Annotated in this window: 11 protein-coding genes and 2 rRNA genes (1 of these 13 only partly in view); 12 read left to right on the forward strand and 1 reads right to left on the reverse strand. The window is 42.8% G+C overall.

What is annotated here, in order from left to right; translation table 11 throughout:
* The 8 genes from D0907_RS06755 to ihfA form a co-directional block, all read left to right on the forward strand.
* Positions 1–2,082, forward strand: a 23S ribosomal RNA gene (locus tag D0907_RS06755) (it extends 802 nt beyond the left edge of the window).
* Positions 2,083–2,269: 187 nt separating this feature from the next.
* A 5S ribosomal RNA gene (rrf, locus tag D0907_RS06760) occupies positions 2,270–2,384 on the forward strand.
* 369 nt (positions 2,385–2,753) lie between these two features.
* Positions 2,754–3,788, forward strand: a complete 1,035-nt coding sequence (locus D0907_RS06765) for an IS110 family RNA-guided transposase (protein WP_118843859.1) — start codon at positions 2,754–2,756, stop codon at positions 3,786–3,788.
* Positions 3,789–4,598: 810 nt separating this feature from the next.
* Entirely contained in the window at positions 4,599–5,654 is a 1,056-nt protein-coding gene (locus D0907_RS06770) for a DUF2066 domain-containing protein (protein WP_036969039.1), read from the forward strand.
* Entirely contained in the window at positions 5,639–6,364 is a 726-nt protein-coding gene (gene hda / locus D0907_RS06775; protein ID WP_213019300.1) for a DnaA regulatory inactivator Hda, read from the forward strand. Before D0907_RS06770 ends, hda begins: the two co-directional genes overlap by 16 nt.
* A 75-nt stretch (positions 6,365–6,439) precedes the next feature.
* Positions 6,440–7,420 (forward strand): phenylalanine--tRNA ligase subunit alpha, encoded by a 981-nt coding sequence (gene pheS, locus D0907_RS06780; RefSeq protein WP_074988360.1) that lies wholly within the window; start codon positions 6,440–6,442, stop codon positions 7,418–7,420.
* Positions 7,421–7,435: 15 nt separating this feature from the next.
* A complete protein-coding gene (pheT, locus tag D0907_RS06785) occupies positions 7,436–9,823 on the forward strand; it encodes a phenylalanine--tRNA ligase subunit beta (RefSeq protein ID WP_075593673.1) in 2,388 nt (795 codons plus the stop codon).
* A gap of 2 nt (positions 9,824–9,825) precedes the next feature.
* Complete coding sequence (gene ihfA, locus D0907_RS06790) at positions 9,826–10,125, forward strand: integration host factor subunit alpha (protein ID WP_036969033.1); 300 nt, start codon at positions 9,826–9,828, stop codon at positions 10,123–10,125.
* A 31-nt stretch (positions 10,126–10,156) separates the two neighbouring features.
* On the opposite strand, the gene D0907_RS06795 is transcribed toward ihfA, so the two are convergent.
* The gene (locus D0907_RS06795; protein WP_036969031.1) at positions 10,157–10,963 is read right to left on the reverse strand and encodes a DUF2989 domain-containing protein; all 807 of its coding nucleotides are present in this window, start codon (positions 10,961–10,963) and stop codon (positions 10,157–10,159) included.
* Between the two features lie 173 nt (positions 10,964–11,136).
* On the opposite strand from D0907_RS06795, the gene D0907_RS06800 reads away from it, so the two are divergent.
* The 4 genes from D0907_RS06800 (at position 11,137) to D0907_RS06815 (ending at position 16,158) form a co-directional block, all read left to right on the forward strand.
* Positions 11,137–12,579 carry a glyceraldehyde-3-phosphate dehydrogenase gene (locus D0907_RS06800; RefSeq protein WP_036969029.1) on the forward strand — a complete coding sequence of 481 codons (1,443 nt, stop codon included), beginning with the start codon at positions 11,137–11,139 and terminating at the stop codon, positions 12,577–12,579.
* Between the two features lie 198 nt (positions 12,580–12,777).
* The gene (locus D0907_RS06805; protein ID WP_036969027.1) at positions 12,778–13,905 is read left to right on the forward strand and encodes a M14 family metallopeptidase; all 1,128 of its coding nucleotides are present in this window, start codon (positions 12,778–12,780) and stop codon (positions 13,903–13,905) included.
* Positions 13,906–14,165: 260 nt separating this feature from the next.
* Positions 14,166–15,668, forward strand: a complete 1,503-nt coding sequence (locus D0907_RS06810; protein WP_065979799.1) for an alanine/glycine:cation symporter family protein — start codon at positions 14,166–14,168, stop codon at positions 15,666–15,668.
* Between the two features lie 163 nt (positions 15,669–15,831).
* Positions 15,832–16,158, forward strand: coding sequence for a hypothetical protein (locus tag D0907_RS06815; RefSeq protein ID WP_036969280.1), 327 nt, complete (start codon positions 15,832–15,834; stop codon positions 16,156–16,158).

The following is a 16,158-nucleotide window of genomic DNA, read 5'->3' on the forward strand; positions in this document are numbered from 1 at the left end:
AAATCTATTTAGGTAGAGCCTCGGACGAATACTTACGGGGGTAGAGCACTGTTAAGGCTAGGGGGTCATCCCGACTTACCAACCCTTTGCAAACTCCGAATACCGTAAAGTACTATCCGGGAGACACACGGCGGGTGCTAACGTCCGTCGTGAAGAGGGAAACAACCCAGACCGCCAGCTAAGGTCCCAAAGTCATAGTTAAGTGGGAAACGATGTGGAAAGGCCCAGACAGCCAGGAGGTTGGCTTAGAAGCAGCCACCCTTTAAAGAAAGCGTAATAGCTCACTGGTCGAGTCGGTCTGCGCGGAAGATGTAACGGGGCTAAACTATGCACCGAAGCTGCGGATTCAAAATTTATTTTGAGTGGTAGGGGAGCGTTCTGTAAGCCGTTGAAGGTGACCCGGGAGGGTTGCTGGAGGTATCAGAAGTGCGAATGCTGACATGAGTAACGATAATGCGGGTGAAAAACCCGCACGCCGGAAGACCAAGGGTTCCTATCCCATGTTAATCAGGGTAGGGTAAGTCGACCCCTAAGGCGAGGCCGAAAGGCGTAGTCGATGGGAAACGGGTTAATATTCCCGTACTTGGTATAATTGCGATGGGGGGACGGAGCAGGCTAAGCAAGCATGGCGTTGGTTGTCCATGTGAAAGTGAGTAGGTTGAGAGTTTAGGAAAATCCGGACTCTTAAGACTGAGACACGAGACGAGCCACTAAGGTGGTGAAGTTGTTGATGCCATACTTCCAGGAAAAGCCTCTAAGCTTCAGATTATACCGAATCGTACCCCAAACCGACACAGGTGGTCAGGTAGAGAATACTAAGGCGCTTGAGAGAACTCGGGTGAAGGAACTAGGCAAAATCGTACCGTAACTTCGGGAGAAGGTACGCTCCGATTGGTGATGAGACTTGCTCTTTAAGCTGATTGGAGCCGCAGTGACCAGGTGGCTGGGACTGTTTATTAAAAACACAGCACTGTGCAAAATCGCAAGATGACGTATACGGTGTGACACCTGCCCGGTGCCGGAAGGTTAATTGATGGGGTTAGTTTTCGGACGAAGCTCTTGATCGAAGCCCCGGTAAACGGCGGCCGTAACTATAACGGTCCTAAGGTAGCGAAATTCCTTGTCGGGTAAGTTCCGACCTGCACGAATGGTGTAACCATGGCCACGCTGTCTCCACCCGAGACTCAGTGAAATTGAAATCGCAGTGAAGATGCTGTGTACCCGCGGCTAGACGGAAAGACCCCGTGAACCTTTACTACAGCTTGGCACTGAACATTGAACCTACATGTGTAGGATAGGTGGGAGGCTTTGAAGCACAGACGCTAGTTTGTGTGGAGCCGTCCTTGAAATACCACCCTTGTAGTTTTGATGTTCTAACGTTGGCCCCTAATCGGGGTTACGGACAGTGCCTGGTGGGTAGTTTGACTGGGGCGGTCTCCTCCCAAAGAGTAACGGAGGAGCACGAAGGTTGGCTAAGTACGGTCGGACATCGTACGGTTAGTGTAATGGTAGAAGCCAGCTTAACTGCGAGACAGACACGTCGAGCAGGTACGAAAGTAGGTCATAGTGATCCGGTGGTTCTGAATGGAAGGGCCATCGCTCAACGGATAAAAGGTACTCCGGGGATAACAGGCTGATACCGCCCAAGAGTTCATATCGACGGCGGTGTTTGGCACCTCGATGTCGGCTCATCACATCCTGGGGCTGAAGTCGGTCCCAAGGGTATGGCTGTTCGCCATTTAAAGTGGTACGCGAGCTGGGTTTAGAACGTCGTGAGACAGTTCGGTCCCTATCTGCCGTGGGCGTTTGAGAATTGAGAGGGGTTGCTCCTAGTACGAGAGGACCGGAGTGAACGAACCGCTGGTGTTCGGGTTGTCATGCCAATGGCATTGCCCGGTAGCTACGTTCGGAACTGATAAGCGCTGAAAGCATCTAAGCGCGAAGCAGGCCTCGAGATGAGTTCTCACTAGACTTTTAAAGTCTCTGAAGGGCCGTTGAAGACTACAACGTTGATAGGCAGGATGTGGAAGTGGTGTGAGCCATTAAGCTAACCTGTACTAATTACCCGTGAGGCTTAACCATACAACGCCAAACGCGTTTTATGACAGCGTAACAGACAGAAGTTAGTATACTAAAGTAGATTTACGATTATCAGAATTCCGAATTTTATGTAGGGTGAACCGCAGCGCTTAATGCGAAATCAGTTCACCTTGCGCAAAGGACTCGTAAGCGCGATGCGCTTTGTCGAGAATCCTTTCCACGCATTTTGCTTGGTGACAATAGCGTTTTGGACCCACCTGACTCCATGCCGAACTCAGTAGTGAAACGAAACAGCGCCGATGATAGTGTGGCATTTGCCATGTGAAAGTAGGACATCGCCAGGCTCCTAATTAGAAAAACCCGATTCGAAAGAGTCGGGTTTTTTGTTGCCTGTAGAAAAATAAAATACCCAACCAAGACCCCTACGACCTATATCTTTGTAAGCATCGTGTGGCATTGACCATGTGAAAGTAGGACATCCTACTGCGTAGCGCACCATGGCTCCTAATTAGAGAAACCCGTTGCAGCAATGCAGCGGGTTTTTTGCGTTCAGGGCTAAATCGTCCAGCACTATGCCGAGATTGCATACAGAGATAAAAGGCGCATAAGCGCAAGGTGAAGAGACGTAGGAGATGTATGGACTCCTCCCCTAAATAGGGTAAGTACGGTATAAAGAAATTGCAAAACCACTTTTACCAATAAGGAATCCATACATGTCAAAATTTAACTTAATTTGTATCGACTTGGCAAAAAATGTTTTTCAAGTCGGTCAATTTTTTCATCAAAAACTACAAAGTAATAAAGCGGTAAGCAGAAAAGAGCTACTGTCGATACTCACCACGTCTCCTCGTTGTAAAGTTGTTATGGAATCATGTGGCGGTGCTCATTATTGGGCACGCAAAGCGCGTAGTGTTGGTCATGAAGTCGTGATTCTAGACCCTCGATTTGTCAAAGCATTTAGGATTGGCCAGAAAACAGATGCAAACGATGTTATTGCAATAGCTGCGGCTTCTTTCTCACCCAATGTTCGCCCGTGTAAATCACTGACACAAGCACAGCAAAGCCTACAGTCGATAGAGCGAATGCGTGCGTTAGCTGAAAAGCAGAAACGGCAGTTGGCGAATCAAATCAGAGGCTTGTTACTTGAATTTGGAATTGTAATCAAGCAATCAGAATGCGCGTTTAGGCAGGCTATCCCTGAGATTTTAGAAGATAGCGATAATGGGTTAACCGCTGGTTTAAGGCAGTGTATAGCGCAGTGCTATGAATTATTTAAAGCCCAATCAACATTAAAAGAAACATTAAATGAGTTACTGACAGGCTTAGTAAAACAAGATGAGCAATGTGAACGCTTACTGGCTCTTGAGGGCGTAGGGCCTATCACTGCGGTTGGTTTATTAATTAGCTTAAGTGACACAACCCATTTTACGAGCGGACGTAATGCAGCAGCCAATATTGGCGTCACCCCACGTCAGCACTCAAGTGGTGGAAAAGTGCGAATAGGCCATATAGCCAAATACCGCGGAGAGATGATATTACGAAGTCACTTATTTCTGGGGGCCAGAGCGGTCATCAATCAGTTAAAGCATCGCGAGCCAAAAACGAAAAAAGAGCAATGGCTCAAAGCATTAGTTGAAAGACGCGGTGTGAAGTGCGCCGCCATTGCGTTAGCAAATAAAACAGTTCGGACGGCGTATGCCATGCTGAAAAAGGGCACGCGTTATGAACCAAGCCTACTAGCAAATTAACATTTAGTCTTCGATAACAGAAATAACTGTATTGACCAAGAACCTGCGTTAAGCGGTTAGACCCACCCTTGATAGCCTGTAAAGTGATTAGTGTGTTAAAACACCGAGTAGGAGAAGAGGCACAAGGGCGCGAAAACATCATAGGGCCGAGGTAGCTCCTCATTATGAGCCCGCATATAAGTACGCAGTCTAACAAAATTAACGAAGGGTATTGTGCAATAGGAGGAGTCCATATAAGGCACTTTAGTGCCGAAAGTGTCTGATATGCCCTTCATACAACACCCCTGACATTCACGGCTAAAGCCGTTCCCACGCTTTGTAATCAGATGTTTAATAACGATTCCCATGTTGTTTAATCATGATGACAAAAATGAAGGGGTTTATTGAATCACTCACTTTACGCTAAACTAATACCATTCCGCTTAAATATCTGATCTAATATAGGCTATATAAAATCACCGGTTAATAACATTGAACCAAAACATAGCTGAACAGCTTTTAGCGCTTTCGCGAAAAGAACCAAACGCACGAAAACGCATACGATTACTCGCAGTGTCATTATTTTATGGGAGTCCATAAATCTCCTACGGTGTTTAATCACGATGTATCGATCAAAGGGGAAGAGTGGGCTGAAATCTTTAAAGCTGTCTACTTCGCCTAGCGCTGATTCGTCCTTTATTAATGAGTCTTCTAACAGCGTTGTGCACGATGAATCACCTTATGATCAGCGACCGTTCAGTAAATTAACTTTGCTTTGTTTATGGCTTTGATTTAGGATCAAATGAGTTTAAAAGCAAGAACTAATAGCCAGTGTCTAGATTACTTATTTGTTTATTATTATTTTTTTCGAGTGCGTCAGTATTTGCAGTTGAAGTAACCAACTTATACCAAGATACCCTTAAAGTGGCTGATAAATCACGCGATGCTCGCCTAGCAGCAAGCCGTGAAGCGCTTCTGAATGTATTGGTTAAAGTGAGTGGCGACACGAGTGCGGATCAAAATCCAACCGCGAAAGAGCGCACGAAAGACATTTCAGATTACATGCTTAAATTCGAATACGACGAAAAAGCAGATGGCACTTTAAATCTCGTCGTAAAATTTGAAGCGAATAAAATCAATGCGTTAATTAAAGATTTAAATCTCCCACTTTGGGGGACTCGTCGTCCATTGGTGGCAATTTGGCTTGCAATTGAAGATAACTGGCGTCGCGAACTTGTGACACAAGAAAGTTACCCTCAGCTTGAACAGCTTATATATGATAAAGCAGGTCGCCGCGGTTTACCCGTTGTTGTGCCATTGCTTGATTTAGAAGATCGAGCCATTGTCGGTATACCAGAAGTATGGGGGAACTTTTCAGACCCTGTAGAGCGAGCTTCAAGTCGTTACAGTGCTGAAAGAAGTATTACTGCGCGCATGTATAAACAGCAGGATTCTGAAACGTGGGTGCTTGATTGGCGGTTTACCAATGATGAATTGTTTGAATCGAATCGCTTGGTGGGTGATAAGCAACAAATTGTGGCTGATATGGTAGATAGCCTAGCAGGCGGCTTAGCGCTTGAGTACGCCATTGATCCTACCATGATTGGGCAACTCGCAACCGCAACCTTTCATTTAAAAGGAATTACGAACTTTGTTGATATTGAGTTTGCAAAACGTCGCTTAGAAAGTTTAAGTGTTGTTACACAAGCACAAATTGCTGTTCGTACTCCTGACTCCGTACAATTTGTTGTGAACCACACTGGCAGTATGAATGATTTTAGAAAAGCATTAGAACTTGATAGTGCTTTTAAAGCCTACCAAAACCCAAGAGATTTTTATCAAGTCGTCAACAACGATGAACTAGAGTATCAATGGCAGGGGCTTTAACACTCGTGCAAGAACCTATGCAAATGGCATTGCCAGTAACGTTGCCTGATGATGAAACATTTACATCGTATTTTGGTGGTGAAAACTCGCTTGAAGTCAGCCACTTGAAAGATGCTTTTACTAAGTTAAATAGCAAGTTTCAATACACATATTTGTGTGGTTTAGGTGACTCAGGCAAGTCACACTTACTTTATGCAACCTGTATTCACGCGCAAGAACTGGGTCTATCAACGATGTTGTTATCGATGCGAGAGGTCATTGATTTTGGTCCAGTTGTGCTCGAAGGATTAGAAACGCTCGATGTTCTATGTATTGATGACTTGCACCTTATTGCAGGGAATGATGCGTGGGAAAAAGGCCTTTTTAACTTTTTTAATCGCTTTAACGAGCCGAGCAAGTTTTTAGTGGTAACGGCTGATTTGCTTCCAGACATGTTGCATATTAATTTGCCCGACTTGGAGTCGCGTTTAAAGTGGGGCACAACGTTGCAAATTCGTTCTATGAGCGATGATGATAAAGCAGAAGCGCTAGTACGTCGTGCTCATATGCGTGGCCTTGAATTAACCGATGAGTGTGCCCGCTTTTTATTAACCCGATTAAGTCGTGATATGCGAGCATTATTGGATGTATTGGACAAACTTGACCATGCATCGATGGCTGCACAAAGAAAATTAACTATTCCTTTCATAAAATCAACGTTAAAGCTTTAGTAGGGCTAGAATCTAGTCCTTGCTTTCAGTTATCATTAGCTATTACAAAATCCTCTGTGAAAAACCAGGTACTCAATGAACTTAGAAAATATTTTAGCGCAAGCACTTGAGGCTGTAGCCAGTGCGAGTGAAATCGCGCAATTAGAAGATATCAGGGTTAATTACCTTGGTAAAAAGGGTGAAATCACCAACTTACTTAAAACGCTTGGCAAGATTGCCCCTGAAGAGCGTAAAGAAGCGGGTCAAGTGATTAACCAAGCAAAACAAGAAGTACAAACAGCAATCAACGAAAAGCGTGAGTTACTAGCAAGTAAGGCTCTTGAAGAAAAGCTAGCCGCAGAAACGATCGACGTAACATTACCCGGTCGTGTCATGCCAACAGGTGGCTTACACCCAGTAACTCGTACAATTGAGCGAATTGAGAGCTTTTTCGGCGAATTAGGTTTTGCGGTTAAATCAGGTCCTGAAGTTGAAGACGATTTTCATAACTTCGACGCATTAAATATTCCTGAGCATCATCCAGCGCGTGCGGATCACGATACTTTCTATTTTAATCCTAAGCTTGTGCTACGTACGCAAACAAGTGGTGTGCAAATTCGTACTATGGAAACGGAACAGCCGCCATTGCGTATTATCTCTCCTGGTCGTGTATACCGTAACGATTATGACCAAACGCACACGCCGATGTTCCACCAAGTGGAAGGCTTGATGGTTGATACAGATGTTAGTTTCACAGAGTTAAAAGGTATTCTTCACGATTTTCTACGTAACTTCTTTGAAGAAGATATGGAAATTCGTTTCCGTCCATCTTACTTCCCATTTACTGAGCCATCAGCAGAGGTTGACGTAATGGGTAAAAACGGTAAATGGTTAGAAGTACTTGGTTGTGGCATGGTACACCCTAACGTTCTTAAATCAGTAGGTATCGATCCTGAAAAATACACCGGCTTTGCATTCGGTATGGGTGTAGAGCGCTTAACAATGTTACGTTATGGCGTAAATGACTTACGTGCATTTTTCGAAAACGATTTAAAATTCCTAAACCAGTTCCGTTAAGAGTGAAGAAATAAAATGAAATTTAGTGAAAAGTGGTTAAGAGAGTGGGTTAACCCAGCAATCGACACGCAGGCTCTTTCGGAACAGTTATCAATGGCTGGTCTTGAAGTGGATGGCGTGGAGCCCGCAGCGGCAGAATTTACCGGTGTTGTCGTTGGTGAAGTTGTTGAATGCGGTCAGCACCCAGATGCAGACAAACTACGTGTGACTAAAGTAAATGTTGGCGGTGATGAGCTTCTTGATATCGTGTGTGGTGCACCAAACTGCCGTCAAGGACTAAAAGTAGCTGTCGCCACGGTTGGTGCAGTTTTACCTGGCGACTTTAAAATTAAAAAAGCCAAGCTTCGTGGTCAACCCTCACATGGTATGCTGTGTGCATTCGTTGAATTAGGGATCAGCGAAGAAGGCGACGGCATCATGGAATTGCCAGCTGATGCACCAATCGGTACAGATTTACGCGAGTATTTAAACCTAGATGACAACATCATTGATGTTGACCTTACACCAAACCGTGGTGACTGTTTAGGCATAAAAGGTCTTGCCCGTGAAGTGGGTGTTCTAAACAGTATTGATGTTAATACACTTGATATTGCGCCAGTTGCTGCAACGATCGACGACAAAGTTTCAATTGAACTTGTTAACGATGATGCCTGTCCTCGTTATTTAGGTCGTGTAATCAAGGGAATTAACTTAGATGCACAGACACCACTTTGGATGGTAGAAAAGCTGCGCCGCAGTGGTATTCGTTCAATCGACCCAGTGGTTGATGTAACAAACTACGTGTTATTAGAGCTTGGCCACCCAATGCACGCATTTGACTTAAATGCGATTGAAGGCGGCATTAAAGTTCGCAGCGCTCATGCGGGCGAAGAGTTGGTCCTTCTTGATGGCAACACAGCTAAACTGAATGAGTCTACGCTTGTTATTGCAGATCACAACAAAGCGCTTGCTATTGCAGGTATTTTTGGTGGCGAAAAGTCAGGTGTGACAGAATCAACCTCTGATATTTTATTAGAAAGTGCGTTTTTCAACCCAGTTGCTATTGCGGGCCAAGCACGTAGTTACGGTCTTCACACAGATGCATCACATCGCTATGAGCGCGGTGTTGACTTTGCCTTGCAAAAAGATGCAATGGAGCGTGCAACAGCACTGTTACTTGATATTGTAGGTGGCGAAGCAGGTCCAGTCGTTGAAGCGGTTGCAAATGATAAATTGCCAAAAGTAACTGAAGTGCGTTTACGCCGTGAGCGTTTAGACCGTGTCATTGGTTATCACATTGATGATGCAAAAGTTACTGATATCCTAACGCGTTTAGGCTTAGACGTGAAAATTGTCGATGGTGTATGGAGCGCTGATGTACCTAGTTACCGCTTTGATATCCGTATCGAAGAAGACTTAATTGAAGAAGTGGCGCGTGTGTTTGGTTATAACAGCATTCCAAACGTAGCGCCGACAGCTAAGCTAAAAATGACTAACCACAATGAATCACATGTTGCGGTTACTAAATTCCGTAATACTTTAGTGACACGTGGTTATCAAGAAGCTATCACATACAGCTTCGTAGACCCTAAAGCACAAGCAATTCTGCATCCGCAAAGTGATGCATTGATATTACCTCACCCAATTTCAGTTGAAATGTCAGCGATGCGTGTAAGCTTAATGCCTGGCTTGTTGGCATCATTGGTGTATAACCAAAATCGTCAGCAACCGCGTGTTCGTTTGTTTGAACATGGCTTAAAATTCTTACGTGACGAACAGGCCGAAAATGGGGTAAACCAAGTTGCGGTAATCGGTGGTGTGATTTCGGGTCTTGCTCACGGTGAACATTGGGTTCAAGAAAAGCGTCCTGTTGATTTTTATGACTTAAAGGGCGATGTTGAGGCACTTTTAGCTATTAGCAACGATATGTCACGTTTTGAGATAAAAGCAGAACAGTCAGATGGCTTACACCCTGGTCAATCTGCCGTTATTTATGCTGATGGTAAAAAGGTTGGTTTCTTTGGTGCGGTTCATCCACAAGTACAAAAGTCGCTAGATATCAATAACACAGCATTCGTGTTTGAAATTGAAATGTCGGCTCTTGAAAAAAGAAAATTACCTGAAGCAGTTGCAGTGTCGAAATTCCCGTCAAACCGCCGTGATATCGCGATTTTAGTGGAAGATCACGTGAAATCGGGTGATATTTTTAAGGTCATAGAAAAAGTTGGCGGAAATCAATTGGTTGACCTAAACTTATTCGATGTGTATAAGGGCAAAGGTATTGAGCCAAATTATAAGAGTTTGGCGATTGCTCTAACACTGCAAGCGGTTGATAGAACGCTCGAAGAGAAAGATATCAATCAAGTAGTTGATAATGTGGTGGCCGCATTGGCCGAACAATTTAACGCATCGTTGAGGGACTAGATATGGCGCTTACTAAAGCCGACATAGCTGAACACCTATTTGAAAAACTCGGGATCAATAAAAAAGATGCCAAAGATTTAGTTGAAGCGTTTTTTGAAGAAATCCGCTCAGCGCTAGAAAAAGGCGAGCAGGTTAAGCTCTCTGGATTTGGTAACTTTGATCTTCGAGATAAAAAAGAACGTCCAGGCCGTAATCCGAAAACAGGCGAAGACATCCCTATTTCGGCACGCCGAGTTGTGACCTTTAGACCAGGTCAGAAGCTTAAAACTCGTGTGGAAGTTGGTACAAGCAAATCAAAATAAGAAAAGGCAGCATTCGCTGCCTTTTTTATTTTTAAAAGCCTCGGGGCGAGACAAATTCGCCAGCTTGAATGCTGTCGTAAGTTTTTTGTGCGAGCTCATTGAGGCTGTCGAGACTTTTACCAGAAACGGTGAGCTTGTGCTCAATCGGCAAAATATCAACATTTTCAAACCCTGATAATTGTGCAACACGTGCGAATGTGTAAGCGTGCTTATATTTTTCGTGTTTGTAAAATAAGCTTACAAGTGTTGGATAAATTTCTGGGTTAGGTGTTTGACCCGCCTTATTAAGCTCTAATGTTTTGTAGAGCAGATCAATGGTTTTTTCATCGTCAAACTTGACATAGTAACTGGCTAAGAAAAATTGTATTTCTGCATTTTCTGTTACGCGTTTATCTTGTTTGTTCTCTAAAGCAAGTAATTTTGATAACGCTGATTGGTCGTTATTACGTGACCAATGGTAATAGAGTAGCCCTGGATGATTGGTATCTTTAGTGTCTTGGAAGATACGTGTCATTTCTTTAATACTGGTTAAATGACCTTCCACACGAGATGTGGTTTTTTCTTTTAATTTAATATGCTCAATTTTTGCTGCCAAAGACACACATTGATTATATTTTTCAAAGTCTTTCAATAATTGATATTTGTTTTCGTCAGTGGGTGACTTATATTCAACATAACGTTGAATTATCACATCGGCACGTTGTTCTTTGCAGTGGCTATCTTTGTTTAGATCACTACAAAAACCCGGTGTTTCGTCGCACACTTTAGCCAGTGTAAGCGGATCTTCACACCCTGTTAATGCCAATAAACCAAGCAAAACGCTTGCTCTTAGTAACATTCCTTAACCTCGAGTTAATAAATACGACTTTATTCTAGCGCAATGAATTGTTCTGTAACAGTGGAGAATCATTTGAGTTTAAATTAGAATACCCCTGCCTGAGATGTGTTGCTCTCAAATCACAGCATATTTTTAAGGCTATCCGTTCAAAATTGTTTAATTAGGTAAAAAAAATGACCTCATCTCACGAGTTAGAATACACAAACAGCTGGCAAGAACGCCAAGATTACGCAGAAAGCATGCAACCAATTATTGGTCGCCTATACCGTAACCGCGGTATCGAAATTGCTGTTTATGGCCGCCCGCTTGTTAATGCTAGCCCTATCGATATCATCAAAGCCCACAAAACTGTTGCTCAGTTTGAAGGCACTAAATTACGTTTGCGCGAGAGCTTCCCATTTTTAGAAGCCATCAGCAAAATGGATTTAAACTCAGCACGCATCGATATTGGTAAATTAGCATACGGTTATTTATATAACGATGCCGCTAAAGGCCGTTCTGTTGAAGAGTATTTAACTGAAGAGCTTGCTGAAATTGCGAATGCAGAGCGTAAAGAGCCACGTGACGTTGTTTTATATGGTTTTGGCCGAATTGGTCGTTTGTTAGCTCGTTTATTAATTGAAAAATCAGGTCCTTATGCAGACTTACGCTTACGCGCGATAGTTGTACGTGGCGGTAAAGACGGTGACCTTGAAAAGCGTGCAAGTTTATTGCGTCGTGACTCAATCCATGGTCCTTTCAATGGTTCTATTACGATTGATAAAGAGCGCAATGCAATTAAAGCGAACGGTAGCTACATCCAAGTTATCTATGCTAACTCACCTAACGAAATTGATTACACTGCATACGGTATCGACAACGCGCTTATCGTTGATAATACTGGTATCTGGAAAGACGAAGCAGGTCTTGGACTTCACCTAGAATCAAAAGGCGCTTCAAAAGTACTTTTAACTGCGCCTGCGAAAGGTAATATTAAAAATATCGTTTACGGTGTAAATAACAAAGATATCAAACCTGAAGATAAAATTGTCTGTGCAGCAAGCTGTACAACAAATGCAATCACACCAACGCTTAAAGCATTAAACGATAAGTTTGGTATTAAGAATGGCCACGTTGAAACGGTTCACTCTTATACAAATGACCAAAACTTAATCGACAACTACCACAGTGCTGAGCGTCGTGGTCGTGCTGCGGCACTTAACATGGTTATCACTTCGACAGGTGCAGCTAAAGCTGTATCAAAAGCATTACCTGAACTTGAAGGTAAACTGACGGGTAACGCTATCCGTGTACCTACACCTAACGTATCAATGGCTATCTTAAACCTTAACCTTGAAAAAGGCACAACCGTTGAAGAGTTAAATGCTTTCTTACGTGATACTGCGCTGCATTCAGATTTACGTGACCAAATCGATTACACTGCATCAACAGAAATCGTATCTACAGACTTAGTGGGCAGCCGCTATGCAGGTGTTGTAGATTCACAAGCGACGATTGTTGATGACAACCGTGTTGTACTTTACGTTTGGTACGATAACGAGTTTGGTTATAGCTGCCAAGTAGTACGTTGTATGCGTGATATGGCTGAAGTAACGTTCCCAAGCTTACCTCGCTAATACCTAACGTGATAAATTTAAAAGCCAGCATATTGCTGGCTTTTTTAGTCGTGAAAGTTTTTGCAAATTTTCTGCATGTGGTAGGCTGTATTTAGTCTGCTACATATTACTAACAAAACGTCCTAATCGGTGCGTTGACTTAATTCTTATCGAATGACTACGCCGTTAAGAATTATTTTTAAGCAATAGGTTTATAGAATGAAAATTACCAGCAATTTTGACAGTGGTAACATCAAGGTTATTGAAGCCGTTGACCCGCTGAATATTCAATTAGAAATCAATAAAGATAATCAGTCTGATTTTTTCCAGTGGTTTCACTTTCGTCTAGAAACAACCCCATTTCAAAACCACAAGTTACATATCAACAACTTAGAAAATTCAGCCTACCCAGATGGTTGGGAAGGTTACCATGCTGTTGCGTCTTACGACCGTCAAACGTGGTTCCGTGTCCCTTCAGAGTACGCAAATGGCACACTATCATTTGAAATGGAACCAGAGTGTGGCTGCGTGTATTTCGCGTATTTTGCGCCATACAGCTATGACCGTCATTTAGATTTATTAGCATGGGCACAAAGCCAGCACGCTTGTGAGCTTGAAACACTCGGCGAAACGTTAGATGGTCGTGACATGAGTGTGCTACGTGTTGGTATTCCAAGCAGTGATAAGAAAACAATTTGGATTACTGCACGCCAACACCCAGGCGAAACGATGGCTGAGTGGTACGTTGAAGGTTTACTACATAAATTACTTGATGATGAAGACCCACATGCCGCTGCACTTTTATCAAAAGCGGTGTTCTACATTGTGCCAAACATGAACCCAGATGGCAGCGTTCGTGGTCATCTGCGTACCAATGCTAAAGGCGTGAACTTAAATCGTGAATGGCAAACGCCAAGCATGGAAAATAGCCCTGAAGTATTCTTAGTGCTAAATAAAATGCGTGAAACAGGCCTTGATATGCACCTAGATATTCATGGTGACGAAGCTATTCCATATAACTTTGTTGCGGGCAGCGAAGGTATTCCGGGATACGATGACCGCTTAAAAGAGCTTGAAGACAGCTTCAAAGCAGCGCTATTAACAGTGACACCTGAATTTCAAGATGAGCACGGTTATCCGAAAGATGAACCAGGCCAAGCGAACTTAACGGTTGGTTCTTCTGCAGTTGCTCATGAGTTTAATGCTTTGGCGTACACTGTCGAAATGCCATTTAAAGATAATAACGATTTACCAGATCCTGACTATGGCTGGTCAGATCGTCGCTCGTATCAATTTGGTCAAGATACACTAGCGGCCATTGTTAACGTTGTCGATAAATTACGATAACGAGTCTAATCCAATGACGGGCATCAGCGAATACTGATGCCCGTCCTTGTTTCTGCTACATATCACGTAATTAGATTTGTTATATTGAAAATTAACTGTTAACAAGGTTGGTTGATTTAAGTTAATATTCAATACGTTTAGCTGAGAAGTAAATTAATCTTAGTATTTATTTCTCGCATCTATATGTATGTCGCGCATTCTCACAAGCTAACGCCGAGTATCGTAACTAACAATAAAAAATATAATCATAGAGGATATCCATGGAAGCTTTTGTAAGCGCCGTTAATGACGTAGTCTGGAGTAGTGCACTCATTTATTTATGTCTTGGCGCAGGTCTGTTTTATTCCGTTTTAACCCGTTTTGCTCAAGTTAGACATTTCAAAGAAATGTGTAAGTTGCTACTAAGCTCAAACAGTTCTAATACCGGTATTTCATCATTTCAAGCTTTGGCAGTTTCGTTATCAGGCCGTGTTGGTGTTGGTAACATCGCAGGTGTAGCTGCAGCAATTGGTTTTGGTGGCCCCGGTGCTATTTTTTGGATGTGGGTCGTGGCATTTTTAGGAGCCAGTACCGCGTATGCAGAATCAACACTAGGTCAAATTTATAAATCAGAAGAAGATGGCCAGTATCGCGGTGGCCCTGCTTATTACTTTGATCGTTGCTTACAACAAAAGTGGTTAGCAGTGCTATTTGCTGTGTCGGCAATTATCGCATGCGGTGTATTTTTACCAGGTGTACAAGCGAATGCGGTAGGTAACGCATTTACCCAAGTGTTTGGCGAAGGTACATTAGTGAGCACAAGTTTTGGTGATGTTGGTAGCTTTAAACTGGTTGCACTTGCGATCATTTTGATTGTGTTAGCGTTCATTATTTTTGGTGGCATTAAACGTATTGCCAACTTTACTCAAATCGTTGTGCCATTTATGGCTCTTGGTTACATTGTTCTTGCTTTAATCGTGGTATTTATAAACCTTGATAAAGTACCGGGTATTTTTTCACTTATTATTACTGATGCATTTACGGCTCAAGCGGGCTTTGGTGCAGCGATAGGTTGGGGTGTAAAACGTGGTATATACTCAAATGAAGCGGGTCAGGGTACGGGGCCGCATGCTGCTTCAGCCGCTGAGGTTGATCACCCAGCACAACAAGGATTAGTGCAAGCTTTTTCAGTCTATGTTGATACTATCTTTGTATGTACAGCAACGGCATTAATGATTTTAATTACTCAACAATATAATATCGTAGGTGAATTACCTGAAGGGCAATTCATTGTTCAAAACGTTGATGCAGCAACTGAAATTGGCTCAGCAGCCTTTACGCAAATGGCATTATTTAGTGTGTTTGGTGGTTTTGGCCAGGCGTTTGTTGGTATTGCGTTATTTTTCTTTGCATTTACGACAATTCTTGCTTATTACTATATCGCAGAGACAAACGTTGCTTACTTAAATCGTTACTTCAAGGGGAGCATTCCACTTGTTCTTGTAAAGCTCGTTATTATGTTTATGGTGGCATACGGTATGGTTAATAGCTCTGGGTATATCTGGGCTATTGGTGATATCGGTGTTGGCTTAATGGCGTGGATTAATATTGTGGGCATTTTAGCTATCTTTTTCGTGGCTAAGCCTGCGCTTAATTGTTTACGCGATTATGAAGAGCAAAAGAAAGCCGGTGGCGAAATTACATTCGACCCTATTAAGTTAGGGATTAAAAATGCCACATTCTGGGAAAAACGCCTTGAACAAAAGGCAAAAGATAAATTATAAGTTGCTAAAGCAATAAACTTAAAGTGTGGGTTAGAGCGTCTTAGTTATTACTATTTTCGAATCTTCACGATTGAATGCAATTCGAAAAAGACATCGACTCATAAAACAAGTACAATAAAGGGCGCCTAAAGGCGCCTTTTTTATGCGTAGTATGGAGAAAGATATGGCGATTATTAGTTGCCCGCAATGTGCAAAATCAATATCTGACAAACATAAACAATGTCCTCATTGTGAGTGCCAAGTCACTGAGCTGAGCAATGAGCAGTTGCAGCAAATGCAAAAAGAAACGCGCATTCGTAAACAGCAAAAGTTTATGAATCATTCTTTCCTCGCACTGATTTTATTTTTAGGGGGCTTTTTCTGTTATTACTTTATTCACCCTGAAGCAGAATCTTTAGAGTGGTATGCCTATTCGGCAGCCATGGCAGTAGGCTTTGTATGGTATATTGTAAGCCGTATCTATTTAGTTGTTTTAAAAAAGAAAAAGTAA

Origin of the sequence: Pseudoalteromonas lipolytica, assembly GCF_003515105.1 — a bacterium.
Classification (GTDB): domain Bacteria; phylum Pseudomonadota; class Gammaproteobacteria; order Enterobacterales; family Alteromonadaceae; genus Pseudoalteromonas; species Pseudoalteromonas lipolytica.